This window comes from Colidextribacter sp. OB.20, assembly GCF_009911595.1.
In the GTDB taxonomy this organism is placed as follows: Bacteria; Bacillota; Clostridia; order Oscillospirales; family Oscillospiraceae; genus Lawsonibacter.
This window is the reverse complement of record NZ_QWKG01000008.1, coordinates 25,371-45,808: the sequence shown is the minus strand read 5'-3', so window position 1 is coordinate 45,808 and position 20,438 is coordinate 25,371. Positions and strand designations below refer to the sequence as shown.

General features: G+C 61.8%; 21 protein-coding genes and 1 other annotated feature. Of the genes, 10 read left to right on the top strand and 11 right to left on the bottom strand.

The features are described from left to right. Nucleotides 1-144: 144 nt before the first annotated feature. Both D1641_RS03270 and D1641_RS03265 read right to left on the bottom strand, forming a co-directional pair. The gene (locus D1641_RS03270; protein WP_160662970.1) at nucleotides 145-924 is read right to left on the bottom strand and encodes a TIGR03915 family putative DNA repair protein; all 780 of its coding nucleotides are present in this window, start codon (nucleotides 922-924) and stop codon (nucleotides 145-147) included. 228 nt (nucleotides 925-1,152) lie between these two features. Further along, nucleotides 1,153-2,418, bottom strand: a complete 1,266-nt coding sequence (locus tag D1641_RS03265) for a putative DNA modification/repair radical SAM protein (RefSeq protein ID WP_160662969.1) — start codon at nucleotides 2,416-2,418, stop codon at nucleotides 1,153-1,155. Between the two features lie 200 nt (nucleotides 2,419-2,618). On the opposite strand from D1641_RS03265, the gene D1641_RS03260 reads away from it, so the two are divergent. From D1641_RS03260 to D1641_RS03245, 4 genes are all read left to right on the top strand, one after another. Beyond that, nucleotides 2,619-3,911 carry an adenylosuccinate synthase gene (locus D1641_RS03260; protein WP_160662968.1) on the top strand — a complete coding sequence of 431 codons (1,293 nt, stop codon included), beginning with the start codon at nucleotides 2,619-2,621 and terminating at the stop codon, nucleotides 3,909-3,911. A gap of 103 nt (nucleotides 3,912-4,014) precedes the next feature. Beyond that, nucleotides 4,015-5,883 carry a S41 family peptidase gene (locus tag D1641_RS03255; RefSeq protein ID WP_160662967.1) on the top strand — a complete coding sequence of 623 codons (1,869 nt, stop codon included), beginning with the start codon at nucleotides 4,015-4,017 and terminating at the stop codon, nucleotides 5,881-5,883. Nucleotides 5,884-6,085: 202 nt separating this feature from the next. After that, on the top strand, nucleotides 6,086-7,165 hold the full coding sequence (locus D1641_RS03250; RefSeq protein ID WP_160662966.1) for a CobW family GTP-binding protein: 1,080 nt from the start codon (nucleotides 6,086-6,088) through the stop codon (nucleotides 7,163-7,165). 178 nt (nucleotides 7,166-7,343) lie between these two features. Continuing rightward, nucleotides 7,344-8,291 carry a GTP-binding protein gene (locus tag D1641_RS03245; protein ID WP_160662965.1) on the top strand — a complete coding sequence of 316 codons (948 nt, stop codon included), beginning with the start codon at nucleotides 7,344-7,346 and terminating at the stop codon, nucleotides 8,289-8,291. Nucleotides 8,292-8,354: 63 nt separating this feature from the next. On the opposite strand, the gene D1641_RS03240 is transcribed toward D1641_RS03245, so the two are convergent. From D1641_RS03240 to coaBC, 8 genes are all read right to left on the bottom strand, one after another. Continuing rightward, nucleotides 8,355-9,683, bottom strand: a complete 1,329-nt coding sequence (locus D1641_RS03240) for a sodium-dependent transporter (RefSeq protein ID WP_160662964.1) — start codon at nucleotides 9,681-9,683, stop codon at nucleotides 8,355-8,357. An 18-nt stretch (nucleotides 9,684-9,701) separates the two neighbouring features. Further along, on the bottom strand, nucleotides 9,702-11,105 hold the full coding sequence (locus D1641_RS03235) for a sodium-dependent transporter (RefSeq protein ID WP_160662963.1): 1,404 nt from the start codon (nucleotides 11,103-11,105) through the stop codon (nucleotides 9,702-9,704). 346 nt (nucleotides 11,106-11,451) lie between these two features. After that, on the bottom strand, nucleotides 11,452-11,988 hold the full coding sequence (rbr, locus tag D1641_RS03230; RefSeq protein ID WP_160662962.1) for a rubrerythrin: 537 nt from the start codon (nucleotides 11,986-11,988) through the stop codon (nucleotides 11,452-11,454). Between the two features lie 98 nt (nucleotides 11,989-12,086). Then, nucleotides 12,087-12,527, bottom strand: coding sequence for a hypothetical protein (locus D1641_RS03225; RefSeq protein ID WP_160662961.1), 441 nt, complete (start codon nucleotides 12,525-12,527; stop codon nucleotides 12,087-12,089). A 15-nt stretch (nucleotides 12,528-12,542) separates the two neighbouring features. Next, on the bottom strand, nucleotides 12,543-12,980 hold the full coding sequence (locus D1641_RS03220; RefSeq protein ID WP_160662960.1) for a LytTR family DNA-binding domain-containing protein: 438 nt from the start codon (nucleotides 12,978-12,980) through the stop codon (nucleotides 12,543-12,545). 125 nt (nucleotides 12,981-13,105) lie between these two features. Next, nucleotides 13,106-14,437: an MATE family efflux transporter gene (locus tag D1641_RS03215; RefSeq protein WP_160662959.1), complete on the bottom strand. Its 1,332-nt coding sequence runs from the start codon at nucleotides 14,435-14,437 to the stop codon at nucleotides 13,106-13,108. Further along, complete coding sequence (locus D1641_RS03210; RefSeq protein ID WP_160662958.1) at nucleotides 14,418-14,906, bottom strand: MarR family transcriptional regulator; 489 nt, start codon at nucleotides 14,904-14,906, stop codon at nucleotides 14,418-14,420. Before D1641_RS03210 ends, D1641_RS03215 begins: the two co-directional genes overlap by 20 nt. A 76-nt stretch (nucleotides 14,907-14,982) precedes the next feature. Next, a complete protein-coding gene (coaBC, locus tag D1641_RS03205; RefSeq protein ID WP_160662957.1) occupies nucleotides 14,983-16,185 on the bottom strand; it encodes a bifunctional phosphopantothenoylcysteine decarboxylase/phosphopantothenate--cysteine ligase CoaBC in 1,203 nt (400 codons plus the stop codon). Between the two features lie 143 nt (nucleotides 16,186-16,328). Here coaBC and D1641_RS03200 point away from each other — a divergent pair, with 143 nt between their 5' ends. The 5 genes from D1641_RS03200 to D1641_RS03180 all read left to right on the top strand — a co-directional run bounded on the left by D1641_RS03200 (nucleotide 16,329) and on the right by D1641_RS03180 (nucleotide 19,704). Beyond that, the gene (locus D1641_RS03200; RefSeq protein WP_160662956.1) at nucleotides 16,329-17,099 is read left to right on the top strand and encodes a type III pantothenate kinase; all 771 of its coding nucleotides are present in this window, start codon (nucleotides 16,329-16,331) and stop codon (nucleotides 17,097-17,099) included. Between the two features lie 36 nt (nucleotides 17,100-17,135). Beyond that, nucleotides 17,136-17,346 (top strand) — a binding site (T-box leader). A 38-nt stretch (nucleotides 17,347-17,384) separates the two neighbouring features. Further along, nucleotides 17,385-17,984: a YcxB family protein gene (locus D1641_RS03195; RefSeq protein WP_160662955.1), complete on the top strand. Its 600-nt coding sequence runs from the start codon at nucleotides 17,385-17,387 to the stop codon at nucleotides 17,982-17,984. A gap of 14 nt (nucleotides 17,985-17,998) precedes the next feature. Beyond that, on the top strand, nucleotides 17,999-18,511 hold the full coding sequence (locus D1641_RS03190) for a YcxB family protein (protein WP_160662954.1): 513 nt from the start codon (nucleotides 17,999-18,001) through the stop codon (nucleotides 18,509-18,511). An 18-nt stretch (nucleotides 18,512-18,529) separates the two neighbouring features. Further along, complete coding sequence (locus D1641_RS03185) at nucleotides 18,530-19,081, top strand: YcxB family protein (RefSeq protein WP_160662953.1); 552 nt, start codon at nucleotides 18,530-18,532, stop codon at nucleotides 19,079-19,081. A 68-nt stretch (nucleotides 19,082-19,149) separates the two neighbouring features. After that, the gene (locus D1641_RS03180; RefSeq protein ID WP_160662952.1) at nucleotides 19,150-19,704 is read left to right on the top strand and encodes a YcxB family protein; all 555 of its coding nucleotides are present in this window, start codon (nucleotides 19,150-19,152) and stop codon (nucleotides 19,702-19,704) included. On the opposite strand, the gene D1641_RS03175 is transcribed toward D1641_RS03180, so the two are convergent. Beyond that, a complete protein-coding gene (locus tag D1641_RS03175) occupies nucleotides 19,681-19,944 on the bottom strand; it encodes a hypothetical protein (protein ID WP_160662951.1) in 264 nt (87 codons plus the stop codon). The genes D1641_RS03180 and D1641_RS03175 overlap by 24 nt on opposite strands. Before the next feature lie 88 nt (nucleotides 19,945-20,032). On the opposite strand from D1641_RS03175, the gene D1641_RS03170 reads away from it, so the two are divergent. Further along, a complete protein-coding gene (locus D1641_RS03170) occupies nucleotides 20,033-20,245 on the top strand; it encodes a helix-turn-helix transcriptional regulator (RefSeq protein WP_160662950.1) in 213 nt (70 codons plus the stop codon). The last annotated feature ends 193 nt before the right edge of the window (nucleotides 20,246-20,438 follow it).

Sequence of the window (20,438 nt, the reverse complement as noted above, 5' to 3'; positions counted from 1 at the left end):
CCACCAACCGGGGGCTTGTTTTTTGTCAACCGGCGGTTTACATGGGGGAATTATACCCCGTTTCGCCTGGAAGTACAAGCAGGGGCGGCCTCCGGGCGCCCCGAAAAAATACGATTGCCAGCGGGGCGGCGCGGAGGCCGCCCCCTACCTTACCTCTGGCAGGGCGGTGCCGTAATCCTCCTGAAACTCGGTCATCATGGCCCAGTACCGCTTGGGCATGTTGGTCATGCGGCATTTGGGGTTGTACCGGCCCTGGATGGCGATGGTGTCGTAGAAGGCCCGCCACAGCTTCCGATAGGCCAGCTCCTCCGTTCCGGCGGGGCCCAGGGAGAAGTCCTCCACCGGCAGAATGGCGCTCCCCCGGGGGCCGGGCTGGTGAAAGAGCGCCTCCCTGTGGGTCCGGTCGTGGAGAACGAAGCGCTCCTGGGGGTAGCGGCCGCAGAAGTGGGGCCGGAGCAGGGGGAGGACCCGGTTTTTGGGCTCGATCTCCCCCGCCAGCACTCCCTCCAGGTCGGAGAACCGGGTGAAGCCCTTGTACATGTGGGCCTCGTGCTCCAGGTGCCACACCGCCTTGCGCACCTTGTCCACCGTGGGGTCGGTGAGGTTCCGGACGATTGCGGGCCCCTGAGCGTAGGCCAGGCGGAGATAGCGCCACAGCCAAAGCTCCCTGTCCGGCAGGCAGGTGAGAAAGGTCCGCACCGCCAGCCGCTGGCCCTCCGTCCCGAATTTGGCGAAGGAGCGGTATACCCGCAGGGCGCGGGCCTGGTCGGTCTCCACCGTCCGCAGGGGGTAGAGGGAGCAGCACATGTCCTCCGGGGTGCGGAACTCCACCGGCTCCTCCCGGCTGGTCCAGCTGTCGAACACGCAGGTGAGAAAGCCGGGGTAGCTGCCGTCGTATTGGTAACAGACCTGGGTCCAGGACATGGGGTGCACCTCCCTCCATAAAACCGGATGTAGGGCGGGACGACCTCGGCCCGCCGTCTAAAGCGGCTGCTAAACCTAAAAGACGGCGCGCCGGGTCGTCGCGCCCTGCAAAGCGCCTGCTAAACCGAAAGCAATCATCAGAATACATGACACCCTGTAGGGGCGGATATCATCCGCCCGCAGGATGATGCGGTGTATGCCGGCAGAACGGGCGGATAATATCCGCCCCTACACGGCGCTGTCAAACAGCGACAGCTGCTCCGGCTCCGGGCCGGCCAGGGCGGGGGCCTCCAGGGCAACCAGCCGGCGGAGCAGACCGTCCTGGCTGACCCGCAGGCCCTCCATCATCCGGCCGGAGCAGGTGAGAAAATACTGAGCTCGCTTAAGGACCACCCCCAGCCGCTTCAGCCCCTCGAAATTCAGTGGACCCACCCGCCGGGCTCGGAGGATGCGTTTGGCCGACCGCACCCCCAGCCCGGGCACCCGGAGGAGAGCCTCGTAGTCCGCCCGGTTGACCTCCACCGGAAAGAACTCCAAATGCCGCAGGGCCCAGCAGCACTTAGGGTCCAGGCGCGGGTCCAGGTCGGGCCGGGACTCGTCCAGAAGCTCCTCCGCCCGGAAGTGGTAGTACCGCAGCAGCCAGTCGGCCTGATACAGCCGGTGTTCCCGGAGAAGGGGCGGCTTGAAGTCCTCCGCCACCGGCAGAAGGGGACTGGAGGAGACGGGCATATAGGCGGAGTAGAACACCCGCTTGAGCTGGTAGCGGTCGTATAGGGCCTGGGTGAGGGTGAGGATCTGCCGGTCACTCTCCGGGGTGGCCCCCACGATCATCTGGGTGGACTGGCCCGCCGGGGCGAACCGGGGGGCGTGGCGGTAGACGGCAAGCTCCTGCCTGGAGGCGGTGATGCCGTCCCGGATCTGGGCCATAGGGGTGAGGATGGCCTCCTTTTTCTTGTCCGGGGCGAGAAGGGCCAGGCTGGGAGAGGAGGGCAGCTCAATGTTCACACTCATCCGGTCGGCCAGCAGGCCCAGCCGGTGGGTGAGGAGAGGGTCGGCCCCGGGGATGGCCTTGGCGTGGATATAGCCCCCGAAGCGGTGCTCCTCCCGAAGGATGCGCAGGGTGCGGATCATCAGCTCGGTGGTGTAGTCCGGGCTCCGGATCACCGCCGAGGAGAGGAACAGCCCCTCAATGTAGTTCCGGCGGTAGAAGCCCATGGTCAGCTCGCACAGCTCCTCCGGGGTGAAGGCCGCCCGGGGGGTGTCGTTGGATTTTCGGTTGACGCAGTACTGGCAGTCGTAGACGCACACGTTGGTCTGGAGCACCTTCAGCAGGGTGACGCACCGGCCGTCAGCGGAGAAGGAGTGGCAGCAGCCGGCCAGCATGGTGCTGCCGATGGTCCCCGGACGGGCGGAGCGGTCCAGGCCGCTGGAGGTGCAGGCGGCGTCGTACTTGGCGGCGTCGGCCAGGATATTCAGCTTGTCCAGCAGCTCCATAGGGCGCCTCCTAAAAACAATGTTCGATAGAACTAATGTACTATGATTATACCGCAAAAATACGTCCTGTCAAGAGGGAATTTTTGTAAGAGGAAAAATATTGCAAGGGCCCCGGAAAAGGGGTATAATGTTCCCGTTACGGGGGCGGAAAAGGCAAACCCTTATGCGGCTGCGAATCCCGGTCCCCGGAGGTAACAAATATGGTAAAAGCGATTGTAGGCGCCAACTGGGGCGACGAGGGCAAGGGCAAGATTACCGACATGCTGGCCGAACGGTCCGACGTGGTCATCCGCTTTCAGGGGGGCGCCAACGCCGGCCACACCATCATCAACAACTACGGCCGGTTTGCCCTGCACACCCTGCCCTCGGGGGTGTTCTACCCCCATGTCACCAACGTCATCGGCAACGGCGTGGCCCTGGACATCGCAAAGCTGGTGGGCGAGCTGGCGCAGGTGGAGGCCCAGGGGGTGCCCGAGCCCAGGCTGATCGTCTCCGACCGGGCCCAGCTGCTCATGCCCTACCACATCCTCCAGGACACCTATGAGGAGGCCCGGCTGGGGGGCAGGGCCTTCGGTTCCACCAAAAGCGGCATTGCCCCCTTTTACTCCGACAAGTATGCCAAGACGGGCATCCAGGTCTGCGACCTCTTCCACGAGGGGCGGCTGCGGGAGCGGCTCACCGCTGCGGTGGAGGTGAAAAACGTCCTCTTTGAGCACCTGTACCACCAGCCCGGGCTGAGCGTGGACGAGCTGATGGGCCAGCTGCTGGAGCTGCGGGAGCGCATCCGGCCCTATGTGGGGGATACGGTGTCCTTTGTCCACCGGGCGCTGGCCCAGGGCAGGACCGTCCTGCTGGAGGGCCAGCTGGGCTCCATGAAGGACCCGGACCTGGGGATCTTCCCCATGACCACCTCCTCCCACACCCTGGCCGGCTACGGCTGCGTGGGGGCCTCGGTGCCCCCAACCGCCATCGAGGACGTGATCTGCGTCACCAAGGCCTATTCCTCCTGCGTGGGCTCCAGCACCGAGCCCTTTGTCAGCGAGGTTACCGGGGAGGCAGGGGATGAGCTGCGCCGCCGGGGAGGCGACAAGGGCGAGTTCGGCGCCACCACCGGCCGGCCCCGCCGGGTGGGCTGGTTCGATGCGGTAGCCACCAAATACGGCTGCATGGTCCAGGGGGCCACCCAGGTGGCCCTCACCTGCCTGGACGTGCTGGGCTATTTGGATGAGATTCCCGTGTGCACCGGCTATGAGATTGACGGGCAGATTACCAGGGCCTTTCCGACCACCCCCGGCCTGCTCCGGGCGAGGCCGGTGTTTGAGACCCTCCCCGGCTGGAGGTGCGACGTCCGGGGCTGCACCGACTATGACGCCCTGCCCGCCAATGCCCGGGCCTATGTGGATTTCCTGGAGGCCCAAATCGGCGCGCCTATCACCATGGTCTCCACCGGCCCCAAGCGGGAGGAGATGACCTGCCGGAACCCGAAGATATAAGGACTGTGTAGGGGGCGGTCTCTGTACCGCCCCGTGTGTGTCCGCCTCCCATTCTGCGGGACGGCACAGGGGCCGCCCCCTACAATACCAAAAGGAGAACACCATGAAAAAACTGCTATCCTCGCTGCTGGCCCTGTGCCTGACCCTGTCCCTGGCGGCTGCGCCTGCCTCCGCTCTGACCCTGGAGCAGGCGAAGGAGCTGCTGGCGGACCACTATGTAGACGAGATTTCCCAGGAGATTCTGGAGCTGGACTCTCTGGAGGCCATTCTGGAGGCCCTGGGCGACCCCTACACCATCTACATGACCCCTGAGCAGTACGAGACCTTCAACCAGATGGTGAACGGCCAGATGGTGGTGGGGATCGGCGCCACGGTGGAGGCCGCCTACACGGATGGCTACCGGGTCATGTCCGTCCTGCCCGACTCCCCCGCCCTGGAGGCCGGCCTGAGGGCCGGTGACGTCCTGGTGGCGGTGGACGGCCGGGAGCTCACCGCCGATACCGACCCCCGGGCCTGGATTGTGGGAGAGGAGGGCACCGACCTCACCGTCACGGTGGTCCGGGAGGGGAAGCGGCTGGACTTTACCCTCACCCGCCGGGCGGTGGTGATCCCCATCGTCACCTATGAGGAGCGGGACGGCGCCGGCTACATCAACTGTATCAGCTTCGGCGAGACCACTGCGGAGACCTTTGGAGCGGCCATCAAGGCCATGGAGGACAGCGCCGAGGTGTGGATCGTAGACCTGCGGGCCAACCCCGGAGGGGACAGCGGCGCCACCGCCGCCACCGCCAGCCTCTTCACCGGCGGGGGAGTCATGCTCTATTTCCGGAACAGCTCCGGCCGGTATAACTACACCTATACCCTGCCCGACTACCCCGACCTGACGGATATGCCGGTGATTATCCTCACCAGCGAGCACTCCGCCAGCGGCGCCGAGCTCTTTGCTGGCGACATCCGGGCCTACGGGGCGGGCATCTCCCTGGGGCAGCGCACCTTCGGCAAGGGCACCGCCCAGCTGGTCCTGAACGGGACCAACTGCCCCTATATGGAGAACGGCGAGGCCCTGAAGGTCACTGCCTACCGCTTCTTCGCCCCCGACGGGGCCACCAACTATATCACCGGCGTGCTGCCCACCCTGCTCATCTCCCCGGAGAACACCGAGCGGGCGGCCATGCTGCTGTCCTGCGCCTGGTCCCCCTCCCCGGAGAACCACCTCCAGCTGGAGCTGGCGGGGCAGAGATTCTGTGTCAACGTGGGCGAGGCTCTGGAGGAGGAGAATGTCTCCGCCTTCACCGAGCTGCTGGAGGCCCTGCCCCCCTCCGCCCGGCTGCTGTACAGCACCGGACAGAGCTGGGAGGAGTGCCAGCCCGTATCCCCCGCCGCCCTGGCGGAGGAGCTGGGCCTGCCCTTCACCCCCCGCACCTTCTCCGACGCCGTTGACAGCCCCTATGCCCGGGAGATTGACACCCTGGCGGTCTATGAGATCATCAACGGCTGCGAGGATGGGGACTTCCACCCGGTTGAGACCATCACCCGGGCCCAGTTCTGCTCCCTGGTGGCCTCAGCGCTGGACCTGCCCGCCGGAAGGCCGGGGAAATTTGCCGACGTGCCTGACAGTGCGTGGTACGCCGGGGCGGTGAACGCCATGGCGGACATGGACTTTGTCTCGGGCGGCAGCGACGGTCTCTTCGGCCCCGAGGAGGCGGTCAGCTTCCAGGAGATGATATCCATCCTGTCCCGGACGGCAATCTGGGCCAGCATGGACGGCTATGAGTTCGGTCTCCAGGCTGTGACCGAGGAGGAGCTGGAGGAGTATGCCGCCTACGACGACTGGGCGCAGACCTCCGCCCGCAACCTGGACAAGCTGGGAGTACTCCTGGAGGACGCGGACCCCGTCGACTCCAGCACCCGGGAGATGGCCGCCGGAATGCTGTGCCGGCTGATGGAGCGTATCTGCCTGATTTGGGGCTGATGTTCTTTCCTTTTTGAAAAAAGGAAAGAACCAAAGGAAAAACATTGCGAAAAAACTGCGTTTTTTCTCTGATTTTCCTGAAACCCCTGCTTCTCTTGTAAAGTGAGAAGCAAAACGAAGTTTTGCGCAAAAGTTTCTTTTTTCGGTTCCTTTTTCTTTTCAAAGAAAAAAGGAACAAACAGACGGAAAGGAATGGACAAAATTGACCAAGATCGACATTATCTCCGGCTTTTTAGGGGCCGGCAAGACCACCCTCATCAAGAAGCTGCTGGACGAGAGCTTCAAGGGGGAGAAGATTGTCCTCATTGAGAACGAGTTCGGCGAGATCGGCATCGACGGCGGCTTTTTGAAGGACGCCGGGGTGGAGATTACCGAGATGAACTCCGGCTGTATCTGCTGCTCCCTGGTGGGGGACTTCGGCGCGGCCCTGAAGCAGGTGCTGGCCGACTACGCCCCCGGGCGCATTGTCATCGAGCCCTCCGGGGTAGGCAAGCTGTCCGATGTGGTGGCCGCCGTGGAGCGGGTCCAGGCCGAGGCCCCCGACCTGCACCTGAACAGCTTTGTCACCGTGGTGGACGCCGGCAAGGCCAAGATCTATATGAAGAATTTTGGCGAGTTCTTCAACGACCAGGTGGAGCACGCCTGCGCCATCATCCTGTCCCGCACCCAGAAAATCGACCAGAAGAAGCTGGACACCGCCGTGGCCCTCCTGCGGGAGAAGAACCCCAAGGCCGCCATCCTCACCACCCCCTGGGACCAGCTCACCGGGGCGCAGATTCTCTCCGCCATGGAGGGGGGCCGGGACCTGGCCCACGAGCTGATGGAGGAGATCGGGCACGAGGACCACCACCATCACCACCACGACCATGAACATCATCATGAGCATGAGCACGGTCACGAGCACGACCACCACCATGACCACGACCATGAGCACCATCACGACAGCGAGACCTGTGACTGCTGCTGCGGCCACGACCACCATCACCACGACCACGACGCCGACGAGGTGTTCACCTCCTGGGGCCGGGAGACACCCCGGAGGTACAGCCGGGAGGAGCTCCAGGAGACCCTGTCCGCCCTGGCTATGACCCAGGACTACGGCTATATCCTCCGGGCCAAGGGGATGGTCCCCTGCGAGGACGGGACCGCCTGGCTCCACTTCGACCTGACCCCCGAGGAGTTCGAGATTCGGGAGGGCGCCGCCGACTACACCGGCCGGCTGTGCGTCATCGGCTCCGAGCTGAAGGAGGACCAGCTGGAGAAGCTGTTTTTGCTGGTATGATCCTAGGTGCGCCCCTACATTCGCCAGCCCCGCTGTAGGGCGCGACGACCCGGCGCGCCGTCTCCATTTTTCGGCGTGCCCAGTGGTCACGCCCTGAAAGAACCCCCCAGTCAGCTTCGCTGACAGCCCCCTTTGCGAAGGGGGCCGAGCAATCAACAACCCTGTGAGGTGAACAACAATGCCTGATTCCCGGATTCCCCTCTATTTAATCACCGGCTTTCTGGATGCCGGCAAGACCACCCTGCTCACTGACACCCTGAACATGGACTACTTCAACGACGGCCAGCGCACCGTTCTGCTGCTGTGCGAGGATGGGGAGGAGGAGTATGACCCCCAGTTTCTCTCTAAACGCAACTGCCGTCTGATTCCCGTTGAGGACCAGAGCCAGCTGACCACCGAGTTTTTGAAGGAGGTCGACCGCCGTTACCAGCCCGAGCGGGTGCTGATGGAGTACAACGGCATGTGGCCCAGCCAGCTGCTGGCGGAGCTGAGGCTGCCCCGGAGCTGGGGCCTGTATCAGGCCATCCACGTGGTGGACGGCTCCACGTTTGAGATGTATCTGGCCAACATGCAGTCCATGTTCATCGACCTGGTCACCGGAGCGGACATGGTGCTTTTCAACCGCTGTACCGCCGACATGCCCCTGTCGGGCTGGAAGCGGTCCGTCCGGGCGGTGAACCGGATGTGTGAGGTGGTCTTTGAGGACATCAACGGCGAGGAGCTGGAGGTGGAGGACATCCTGCCCTACTCCCTGGAGGAGGACCACATCGTTCTGGAGGACGCCGACTACGGCATCTGGTATCTGGACATCCAGGAGCACCCGGAGCGTTATGTGGGCAAGACCATCACCTACAAGGCCCAGGCCATGACGGGGATGAAGCTGCCCAAGGGGTCCTTTGTCCCTGGGCGCAACGCCATGACCTGCTGCGTGGAGGACATCCGCTTTTTCGGCTTCCTGTGCAAATACGAAAAGGCGCGCTCCCTGAAGAAGGGGGAGTGGATCACCGTCACCGCCGAGATCAAATGGGAGCACGCCGACGTCTACGAGGACGAGGGCGTGGTGCTCTACGCCCGGAGCGTGGAGAAGGCCGCCCCCCCTGAGGACCCGCTGGTCTATTTCCGCTGACAGAAAAACAGCTGCCCTGTACAGAACAGGGCAGCTGTTTTTTGGATTGAGCACTCCGCCCGCTCAGAAGGCCACCTTCATGAACAGAGCGACACAGCACAGCACAACGGCACAGGGGACGTAGACATAGCGGCCCACACGGTACCACAGGGCACCGGGCGCCTGCTTCGCTCCCCGGGCGACCTCGTCCATCAGGTCCTCCCGCCGCATGACCCAGAACCAGGAGACAGCCCCCAGAGTGGCCCCGATGGGGATGATATAGATGGACACGATGTCCATCCAGGGGCCCCACTTGAAGATGGGCTCCATGTGCACGCCGATGCCCAGACACACCACGCACAGGATGACCAGCATAGCGCTCCGGGCCAGCCTGGGGAAGCGGTGGAGGAGGGATTCGCCCACCGCCTCAAACATGTTTTGCAGGGAGCTCACCCCGGCAAAGACCATGGCGGTGTAGAGGATAATGGCAAAGAGCTGTCCCAGGGGGATATCCTGTAAAATCCGGGGCAGGGTGACAAAGAGCAGGGAGGGCCCTGCCCCCACGTCCAGCCCGTAGGCGAAGCAGGCCGGGATGATGACCAGGGCGGCCACCAGGGCTGCGATGGTATCGAATAGGGCAGTCTGTCGGGCCAGGGCGGCCACGTCCTCCTCCCGGTCCAGGTAGGCGCCGTAGACAATCATGCCGCTTCCGGTGATGGACAGGGAGAAGAAGGCCTGTCCCATGGCCCAGATCCACACCATGGGGTTGAGCAGCTCGTGCCAGCGGAAGGAGAACATATACCGATACCCCTCCGCCGCCCCGGGGAGAAAGGCCACCCGCACGGCCAGGATTACAAAGATGAGGAAAAACAGGGGCATCATCACCTTGTTGCTCTTCTCGATGCTCTTGGCCCCCAGCAGCAGGGTCAGCAGGGTGCCCACCACTACCACGGCGTGGAAGGGGACGACCGAGTAGTCCGTGAGGGAGAAGGACTCGAACCAGACGGCGGTGTCTGCCGTCATCAGAGCGCCGGTGAGGGAGTTGGAAAAGGCCTTCAGCACATAGGAGATGATGACGGCGTAGCCCAGGGCGATGCACATGGACCCGGCCAGAGGCAGCCAGCCCAGCAGGCCTCCCGCACGGCCCAGCTTCTTCCGGCTGGCCCAGGCCATCTCATAGGCGCCCAGAGTGCCTGTGCGGGCCCGGCGGCCCACGGCGTACTCCGCCGACAAGCCCACTGTGCTGAACAGCACAACGAAAATCAGATAGGCCACCAGAAAAGCGCCGCCGCCGTTGCTCCCCATCTTGGACGGGAAGCCCCAGACGTTAGCCATCCCCACTGCCGAACCCACTGCGGACAGGACAAAACCCCAGCTGCTGCTGAACTGTCCCTTTTTGTGTTTTTTGTCCATATAATCTCCCTCCGCTCTTTATTGGAAGAGCTGCAAAATATATTCTCCGAACTGGTTCCAGTAGCCCATGCCGAAGATAAACAGTACAATCAGGGGCAGAACATAGGTGACGTAGAACCGGACCCCCTTGGGGAAGGACAGGCCCTCTCCCGCGTTGGCCTCATCCAGGAAGCGGCTCCAGCCCCAGCCCCTTTTGCTGGTGCAGAACAGCACATAGACCAGCGAGCCCAGGGGCAGGATGTTCTGAGAGACCAGGAAGTCCTCAATGCCGGAGATGTCCATCCCGAATACGGTGAAGCCGGACCAGAGATTACACCCCAGAATGCAGGGCATGGACAGCAGCAGCACACCCACGAAGTTGATGAGCACTGCCTTTTTCCGGGACAGCCACCACCGATCCATGGTGAAGGAAATGATGTTCTCAAAGACGGCAATCACGGTGGACAGGGCGGCGAAGGACAGGAACAGGAAAAACAGCCCGCCCCACAGCCGGCCCATAGCCATGTGGTTGAAGATGTTGGGCAGGGTCATAAAGACCAGGGCAGGCCCCTCCCCGGTGGATACGCCGAAGGCGGAGCAGGCGGGGAAGATAATCAGACCCGCCACAAAGGCCACACAGGTGTCCAGCACGCCGATGCGCAGGGCCTCTCCGGCCAGGCGGTGCTCCTTGCCAATATAGCTGCCGAAGATGGCGATGGCCCCGATGCCCAGGGAGAGGGTGAAGAAGGCCTGACCCATGGCGGCGAACACCGCCTCGCCCAGAATCCAGTTCCCATCGGCGTCGTAAACCAGGTTGCTGAAGTTGGGCTGGAGATAAAACCGCAGGCCCTCGCCCGCTCCGGGGAGCAGGACGGAGTTCACCGCCAGCACCAGCATCAGGGCCAGCAGGCAGAGCATCATAAGCTTGTTGACCCGCTCCACGCCGTTGCGCAGGCCCTGGGCGCAGACGATCATGCCGATGCACACCACGATAATCATATACAGCGTCATTGTGCCGGGTGCGCCCATCAGGTCAACGAACTGGCCGGATACCCCATCGGCGTCCAGGCCCGCGAAGTCCCCCCGGAGGGTTTTGACGAAGTAGTACAGCAGCCAGCCGGCAATAACGGTGTAGAACATCATGAGCAGGTAGTTGCCGGCGAAGCCCACATAGCTGTACCAGTGCCAGCGGGTGCCCTTGGGCTCCAGCCGCTGGAAGGACAGGGCGATGCTCCGCTGGCTGGCCCGGCCCACCGCAAGCTCCATCACCATGACGGGCAGGCCCAGAATCACCAGGAACAGCAGATACAGCAGCACAAAAGCCGCTCCTCCGTATTTCCCCGTAATGTAGGGGAACCGCCAAACGTTGCCTAAACCGATGGCGCAGCCCGCCGAGATGAGCACAAAGCCCAGGCGGGAGGAAAATGTCTCTCGTTTCTCCATTGACAAACCAAATCTCCTTTGTTATAATAAGCGCAAGAGGGGCTGACCTGGTAGCACAGGTCACACGGCTCTTCCTCGAAAGATTTATAATCTGGAGAAATGCCGGTTTCCTATGCTAGGGGGGCCGGTTATTTCTTTGTATTGATAACGCCGAAAATAACAACGGCGAGCAGGTTAAGTAGTGCCAAGACTTCCAACACTGACATCTTGTCACCTCCTTGCGGAGGTCAAGCCGTTCCCCTCTTGCAGAGTACACTATACCACAGGAGTATCGGCGAGGACAAGCCCTATTTTCAGCAAAACGGGCCTCATCCATTGGACGGGGCCCGTTTTTGTCTTATTTACCTTAATAATTTTCTGCCTTGATCTGGAAATAGGCCTGAGGATGGGCGCAGACGGGGCAGACCTCAGGGGCCTTGGGGCCCACATGGATGTGTCCGCAGTTGGCGCACTGCCAGATCATGTCCCCCTCCCGGGAGAACACCAGGCCGCCCTCCACGTTGGCCAGCAGCCTGCGGTAGCGCTCCTCGTGTTCCTTCTCGATCTTGGCGACCCCCTCAAACAGGACGGCGATGTCGTCAAAGCCCTCCTCACGGGCCTCCTTAGCCATCTGAGCGTACATGTCGGTCCACTCGTAATTCTCGCCCTCGGCGGCGGCCCTCAGGTTTTCGGCGGTGGTGCCGATGCCCCCCAGCAGCTTAAACCAGATCTTGGCGTGCTCCTTCTCGTTGGCGGCGGTCTCCTCAAAGAGCTGAGCGATCTGGACATAGCCATCCTTCTTGGCCTTGGAGGCGAAATAGGTGTATTTGTTCCGGGCCTGGCTCTCCCCGGCAAAGGCGGTCCACAGGTTCTGTTCGGTTTTGCTCCCCTTCAGTTCAGGCATGATAGAATCCTCCTTATAAATAAGAATTATTCGCATTAGGTACGGGAGTATTATATCAACAGAAGGGCGCCTTGTCAATGTGGAATGGGAAATATTTTCTAGCTCCTGCTCTGAAAGCGCCGCAGGCCCTGATTCAGGGCGGCGGTGTCCCGCTTCTCCCTCAGCCAGAGGGCATACCACATGGCGGCCAGAGCCAGCTCCAGAAAGAGGACCAGCAGCGGCCTGCCCCAGAGCGGAAGGCCGGGGAACCAGTTCATCCCCCAGCCGCAGCCGATGAAGATGACATTTGCCAGCACCGCCCAGGCGGCCACCCGTTTTTTCTCGGCCAGCAGATTTTTTCCATAGGGGAAGAGAGCGGTCTCCATACAGGCAAAGGCGAAGCAGGACAGCAGCATTTCCAGCAGGATCAGGGTTTCTATCTCCCAGCGTCCCAGCAGGGCGTTAATCAGCCCTTTCACAAAGACGGCGGCGGAAAAATACAGGCCCATGCGGTATTTGGTGTTGACTCCCCAGAGGTAAAATCGGTTGAATCGTTCCATATGCCTACTCCTTTCTCACAGCCCCAGCCGCTCCCGCAGCAGAGGGGCGTACCGCCGGGACACCATCAGCTTTTCTCCGGTCTCCAGGGTGGCCTGGATGCGCCCGGCCTCCCGGCTGGCCAGGCTCCGGATGTGGTGGAGGTTGACTACCGCAGACTTGCCCGCCCGGAAAAAGCCCAGCGGGCCATAGCGGTTCTCCAGCTCTCCCAGGCTCAGGGCGGTCTGATACATGGCCTGCCCGGTGTAGACAAAGACCCGGTCGTCCACTGTCTCGCAGTAGACCACCTCGCCGGGGGAGAGGAGGGTGGTCTGCCGGCGGTCGTCCCAGACGCACAGCCGCTGAAGGCCGGAGCGCAGCAGAGACAGCACCCCCAGCATCTCCTCGTCCAGGGCGGGACAGCGCAGGATGACCTGGTTTTCTGCCACATCGGCGTGTTCCACAGTGATTTTCATGGGCGCACCTCCTGTTTATGGACAGCATAAGGGTATCAAAAATGGCGGGAAAAAGCAAGGGATGTGCCCCTTGGATGCGTTTTTCGGGGGGTAAGGTGCAAAAAGGCTCCCTGAGAGAGGGAGCCTTAAAGATAATGATATCGCTTCCGGTATTTCCAGATCAGCAGGGCCGAGACCAGAGCGCCCAGGCCGTCGGCCACGGTGACGGCCAGCCAGATACCGTCCAGCTTGAGAAACAGAGGCAGGAGGAGAACCATGCCGCCCCGGAAGAGGAACAGCCGCAGGAAGGAGATCAGGGCGGAGACGGCCCCGTTGCACAGGGCGGTGAAAAACCCGGAGCCATACACCCCTATGCCGCAGAACAGGTAGCTGACAGCGAAGAGTCGGAAGCCGTGGACGGTCATCTCCAGCAGCTCGGGGTTGTAGCCCACATAGGCCATAGCCAGCGGACGGCCCAGGAGCTGGGCCAGGACCATCATGGAGACAGAGGCGATAGCGATGATAGTGACGCTCTTGCGGAAGATGGATTTCAGCTCGCTGGTGTTGCCCGCCCCGTAGTGGAAGCTGATAATGGGCCCGCTGCCCATGGAGAAGCCCAGAAAGATGGCAGCAAAGGCAAAGTCCACGTACATCATCACTGAATAGGCGGCCACGCCCAGCTCCCCGATGAGCTTCATCAGCTGGAGGTTGTACAGGATGCCGATGAGGGAGGCGGACAGGTTGCTCATCAGCTCGGAGGAGCCGTTGACGCAGGCGTTTTTCAGCTCGTGCCAGTAGAGCCTTGTGGGGCAGAGCCGCAGGGCGCCCATAGGGGGCCTGAGGAAAAAGAACAGGGGCAGAATACCGCCCACGGCGTAGCTCAGCACGGTGCCCCAGGCCGCCCCGGCGATGCCCATATGCATGGGGCCCATGAACAGGTAGTCCAGGATGATATTGGCGGTTCCGGAGATCAGAGAGAAAAACAGTCCGATTTTGGGCAGCTCCGCTGTGACAAAGAAGGTCTGGAAGGACATTTGAAGCATAAAGACCACGCTGCCCCCGAAGATGACCGTCCCGTAGGCCAGGCAGTCGTCCATGAGCAGCTCGCTGGCCCCCACCAGCCGGGCGATGGGCTCTACACAGAGAAGGGCCAGGACGGACAGGGCCGTGCCCAGCACCAGCACGCACAGGATAATCATGGAGAAGTAGCGGTTAGCCAGCTCCTGCCGGCCCTCCCCCATGGTGCGGGCCACAATGGCGCTGCCCCCGGAGCCCAGCATGAAGCCCACCGCCCCGATAATCATGGACACCGGGAACATGATGTTCACCGCCGACAGGGCGTTCTCGCCGATGAGGTTGGAGACGAAGAGCCCGTCCACCATGCTGTATAGCGAGGTGAAGATCATCATGGTGATGGAGGGCAGGGTGAAGCGCAGTAATTTGCCATATGTGAAGTGGTCAGATAATTTGATCGCCATATGAAAGTGAATCCTCCTGGGAAGTATCAAAGATTTGTGAGGACCCCTGGAGCATCAGGTCCAGATGGAGGCGCATCAGAGCCAGTATGTGGGCCTGCTCCTCCGGAGACATGCTGCGGAAGGCCCGCTCCTCCAGCTCCAGCACCTTTCGGACGGTGCGCTCCGCCAGATTTTGGCCCCGGCCGGTGAGCTGGAGGTACTTCCGCCGCCCTGGCCCGCCGGACAGGGTGATCTGTCCCCCCTGCTCCAGTTGCTTCAGGCCGGAGTTGATGGTCTGCTTGCTGAGGGACAGGTAGCTGCTGATCTCCGCCTGGGTGATGGGCCGCCGGGTCATCTCCAGCACATACAGCACCCAAAAGGCGGACTCGGACAGGCCGAAGTGCTTCGCCAGCCGCCGGTACAGGTCATCCTCCAGCTTATACAGCCGGCTGTAGTCCTCGTTGAACTGCTGAAAGGTAAGCTCCTCCATAATGGTCCCCCAATAATATATGTCCGAAATCAGACTTGCACCATTGTAGTCTGATTTCGGACATTTGTCAAGTGCTTTAAACCTGTTTTTTTGCCAGCCCGGCTGCGATGTCAAGGATGCGGGAGGCCGCCTCCTCCTTGGACATGAGAGGCAGCTCCTCCATGCCCGCCCGGGTGATGACAGTCATCACGTTGGTGTCGGTGCCGAAGCCCGCTCCGGCCACCTTCAGGTTGTTGGCGCAGATCATATCCACGTTCTTCTTTTCCAGCTTGGCCCGGCTGTTTTCCACCATGTTCTGGGTCTCCATAGAGAAGCCGCACAGCACCTGCCCCGGCCGGCGGTGCTCGCCCAGGTGCTTTAGAATGTCCCGGGTGCGCTTCAGGGGGATGGACAGGTCCGCGTCCTTCTTTTTCAGCTTGTCGTCGGCGTACTGGGCAGGGGTGTAGTCGGCAACGGCGGCGGCCTTGAAGATGAAGTCGGCCCAGTCCTGCCGCTCGGCCACCGCCTCAAACATGTCCTGGGCGGAGGTGACGCCCACCACCTCCACAAAGGGGGGCGGGGCTATGGCGGCGGGGCCGGAAATGAGGACTACCTCAGCCCCCCGGAGCATGGCCATCCGGGCGAGGGCGTAGCCCATCTTGCCGGTGGAGTGGTTTGTAAGGTATCGCACCGGGTCCAGGGCCTCCTGGGTGGGGCCGGCGGTGATCAGGACGCGCCTGCCCTCCAGGTCGTGGGGCAGGGCGATTTTCCGGAGGATGTGCTGGAGGAGGACCTCCGGCTCAGGCAGCTTGCCCGCCCCCACGGCCCCGCAGGCCAGCCGGCCGGAGGCGGGGGCGATCACCTCCCAGCCGTAGCGGCGGAGAAGGTCCAGGTTGTCCTGGGTGACGGGGTTTTCAAACATTTTGGTGTTCATGGCCGGGGCAATGAGCTTGGGGCAGGTGCATGCCAGGGTGGTGGTGGTGAGCATGTCGTCGGCCAGGCCGTGAGCCAGTTTTCCGCACACATTGGCGGTAGCCGGTGCGACCATAACCAGGTCAGTGCGGTCGGCCAGGGCGATGTGCTCCACCTGGTGGCTGAAATTGCGGTCGAAGGTGTCCACCATGCAGCGGTTCCCTGTGAGCTGCTCGAAGGTGAGGGGGGCAATAAACTCTGTGGCGTGGGCGGTCATGATGACCTCCACACTGGCGTGCTGCTTGACCAGTGCCGAGGCCAGCGCCGCCGCCTTGTAGGCGGCAATCCCCCCGGTGACCCCAAGCAGAACGGTTTTTCCCTTTAACATGGCGGTTTCCTCCTTACGTCTAAAGCCTTCCCCCTGAGGGAGGAAGCCTTTTCCTCATTATACCTTCTCCCGTCCGTCCTGTAAAGTTTATCTTGCATCTCCCAGCCCTGTCCTGTATAATAGGCGGCTAGAGGTGAACTGTTATGCTCCTTGCCATAGACATCGGCAATACCAATATTGTCATCGGCGGCATCCAGGACGGCACCATTGCCTTCGAGGCACGCATCGCCACTGACCGGATCAAGACCTCCGACCAGTACGGCGCGGAGATCAAGAGTATGCTGGGCCTGTTCGACGTCGGGCCCGAGGATATCCAGGACTGCATCATCTCCTCGGTGGTGCCGCCGGTATTCAACTCGGTGCGCACCGGGGTGCGAAAGGTGATTGGAAAATCCCCGCTGGTGGTGGGGCCCGGGCTGAAAACCGGGCTGAACATCCAGATGGACACCCCCTCCCAGGTGGGCAGCGACCGGATTGTCATCGCCGTGGCCGCCCTGGCGGAGTATGAGCCCCCGCTGACCCTGCTGGACCTGGGCACTGCCACCACCATTGAGGTGGTAGGGGTGGGCGGCAGCTATCTGGGCGGCTGCATCATCCCGGGGATGCGCATCTCCCTGGAGGCCCTCACCACCCGCACTGCCCAGCTGCCCGGCATCAGCCTGGACTGCCCCAAGCGGGTCATCGGCAAGAACACGGTGGACTGTATGCGCAGCGGCATCATGTACGGCACCGCCGCCATGCTGGACGGAATGCTGGACCGGGTGGAGGAGGAGCTGGGCTGCCGGACCACCGTGGTGGCCACCGGCGGGATGGCCCAGTTTGTGATCCCCCTGTGCCGCCGGGAGATACGGCTGGAGCGGGACCTGCTGCTCAAGGGGCTGAACATCATCTATCAAAAGAACCGGAAGAAATAGGTTGACAAGGCCGCCGGTTTCCCATATAATTGACCCGAAACAGCGATGCGGAAGAGGAGTAGTCCGGGAGACGGCGTTCAGAGAGGGGACGGCAGGTGCGAGTCCCACGCCGGACCGGGGGAAGGTGGCTTCTGCGCTCCGCCCCTGAACCAGGCAGTAGGGGACGGCGGACCCTCCCGTTACCGAGGCGAGAGCGCCCCCTCCGGGGGAATTCAGGTGGTACCGCGGTTGTATAATCGCCCTGAGTCCGTTGGACTCGGGGCGTTTTTCAATGGGGAGGATGTCATGGAGTTTGAAATTCAGCCCGATTACACGGTGGAGGACTTTGCCGCCTTTTGGCACGGCTTCCGGGAAAAGCAGCCCGGGAAAAAGGATGTCCGCCGCCTCTCAGACCGGGGGATGTGGAGGGGTGGCTGGGCGTTCCTGCTTGGAGGAGCCTCTCTGCTGGCGGTGTGCTGGTTCAACCCCCTGGAGCTTCAGCCGGTCCCCCTCTCCATGGTCTTTATGGCCCTGGCCTTCCTTGCGCTGGGGGTGGTGACCCTGATCCAGTGGCGGCCGGGCGGCGATCCGGTTTATCCCCGCTGGGCAAGGAGGGCGTGGAAAAAATGGTCCGCCCAGGCCCCGGAGCTGCGCTGGTCCTATCGCTTCACGCCGGAGGGGGTGGAGCTGCATAACCGCACCAGCGACCACCGCTATGACTACAGCGCGGTCAGGCAGGTCTGGGAGGACGAGGGGCATTTTTACTTCACCCTGGACGAGAGGGTCTGGCATATTTTGAACAAATCTCAGTTTACCAAGGGGGACCCGGCCCGGTTTGCCGCCTTTTTGGCGGAACAGATGGGCAGGCCGGTGGACTGGGTCAACGGAGAGAAAGAGCCTGTGTGAAATGAGGTGACAGAATGCTGATTAATCAGACGACAATAGACAAAAAATCCATGATTGCCCTGGCACGGATCAGCCGGAAGGTGGCGCACAGCGGACGCAGCAGGCCGGTGCGCCGGTTCGCCTGGTTCGCGGTGACGGTGGAGCTGCTGCTGGCGGTCCTGTTTTTCCGTGCGGGGGCGGATGGCTGGCTGACCTATGTGCTGATGGCCGCCATCATGCTGGCCTGTATTTTGGGGGAGGACACAGTCAATGGCATTTTGGGCCTGCGGCAGATTCTTCCGGACAGCCGGGAGGTGAACGCCGCCTTTCAGGAGGACCACTATGTCCACCGCACCCGGGCGGCGGAGACCTGGTGGAACTACCGGCAAATCAGGGCCATTGGAGAGAGCAAGGAGTATTTTGCCCTTGTGCTGGACAAGGGCCACGGTCAGATTTACACCAAGGAGGGCTTCGACTGGGGAAGCCCCGAGGAGTTCCGGGAGTTTATCCAGCGCAAAACCGGGCTGAAAATCCGAAAGGTCAAGTGACAGAGGGGAGGCGCGAAGATGCTGTTCTCTGTGGAGCGGAGGGGTCCTCTTTCCCTGGGGCTGGCCTGGGAGTATGGCCGGGCGCTGGGCCGGAGCCGGAGAAAAACAGCTTTGGGGAAGCTCCTGCTTTTCCCGGGCGCTTATGTGCTGTTTATGGGAGTTGTTTTCACGGTGGGCATGATTGCCACCATCGGGGAGCCCCTGACCGAGCGCGAGGCGCTGGGGATGGTGGTCATGGTCCCCCTGACCCCGGCGCTTCTGCTGTGGGGGATGAGCTGGTGCGGGATCTGCCGCCTGCCCACCGCCCTGGTCCGGCTGCTGAAGGGGCGCTGGGACCAGGAGGCCAGCAGCTTCTACCCCAACCACATCACCCGGTTTAAGGACTCCGCCTATACGGATTACCCCTATCAGGCGGTGCAGGACGTCTATGAGGGCAGAGCGGCCTTCTTCCTCCGGATGGAGGGCAGGCAGCTTCTGTTTCTTCCCAAGGCCTGCTTTGTCCGGGGGGAGCCGGGGGCCTTCCGCCGGTTTATGGACGAGAAATCCGGGAAGCCTGTCATTAAACTATAAAATTTCTCAACCAAAGGGCAGCAAAAGCGAAATAAAAGAGGCATAAAAAGAAAAGAGAGGAAGAGATTATGGCGCAGCAGCGAATGAGGACTCATACGGAGTATGACTATGACCGCCTGCTGGAGCTCAAGCGAGTGATTGGAAGGGCGCTGACCCGCAAGCGGGTGGTGCGCCAGCGGACGGCCAACCTGCTCCTGGGGCTGTTTGCCCTGGTGGTGGCCGGGGCGGTAGCGATGTTTGAGAAGCACTGGATTTTTATCATCCTGCTGGGGGGAATCGCCCTGTATTTTCTGACGTGGAGCATCCTTTACTACCACTTTTCCACCATCGCCACCATCCGGGCCATGGACCCCAGGGCGGCCAGCTGCGATTACTTTTTGGAGAAGAACTATCTGCTGGTCACCAGCGCCAAGGACGGGGTGCAGTACCGCTATGACACCTGCCTGCGCCTGTTTGAGACGGAGGGGAACCTGTATTTCATCATGGAGGACGGCCAGGGCCTGATTCTGGACAAGGAGAACCTGAAGGGCGGCACCGTGGACCAGCTCCGGGCCTGGCTGGAGGAGAAGAGCGGCAAAAAAGCCGAGTGGATGGGGAAGTCACGCCCGAACCAGAGCGTTTAGCTCTCCCGCCAGCCGCAGTGCCGCCTGGAACAGGTGCTCGTTTTCAATGCTGTACTGAGCGGATATGCTTTCCAAAAGGAGCCGCAGCTCCAGCAGCTGCTCCTCGTTCATGCCTCGCTGAACTTTTTCGGTCTGCAATTCCACACTGTGGGACGTCTCCTCGTACTCCTGGTCGTCATAGATGCTCCCCATGCGGTTTTTGCACGCAAAGTCATATAGGCACTTTGTCAAATCATTCATTGTGATACCTCCTAAAATAGACCGTTCGGTCTAATTTGTTTCTATTATAATTAGACCATTCGGTCTTGTCAAGAGGGGAACGCAGAAAATGTTAAAATTATCAGAACGGCTCCGCAGTCTCCGGAAAGAACGCGGACTGACCCAGACAGAGGCGGCAAATGCGGTGGAAATCTCTTTGAAATCTTACTGTCGGTATGAATCCGGCGAGCGGGAGCCAACCGCCTCTGTGCTGGTCCAAATAGCGGATTTTTACAGCGTTTCAGCGGACTATCTGCTGGGCCGCTCAGAGGAGCGGACCTAAGTTCCGCACCCAAAGGCCCCCTTGCAAAAGGGGGCTCCCGGCGAAGCCGGGTGGGGGTTTTCCCAAAGGGAATGGTGCATTTATCAGGTAGGGAAAACCCTCCACCACCGCCTGCGGCGGCGGTCCCCCTCCTTTCACGAAAGGGAGGCGTTAGGGTAGAAACCTGGAACATTTACAATAAAAGGAGACATTT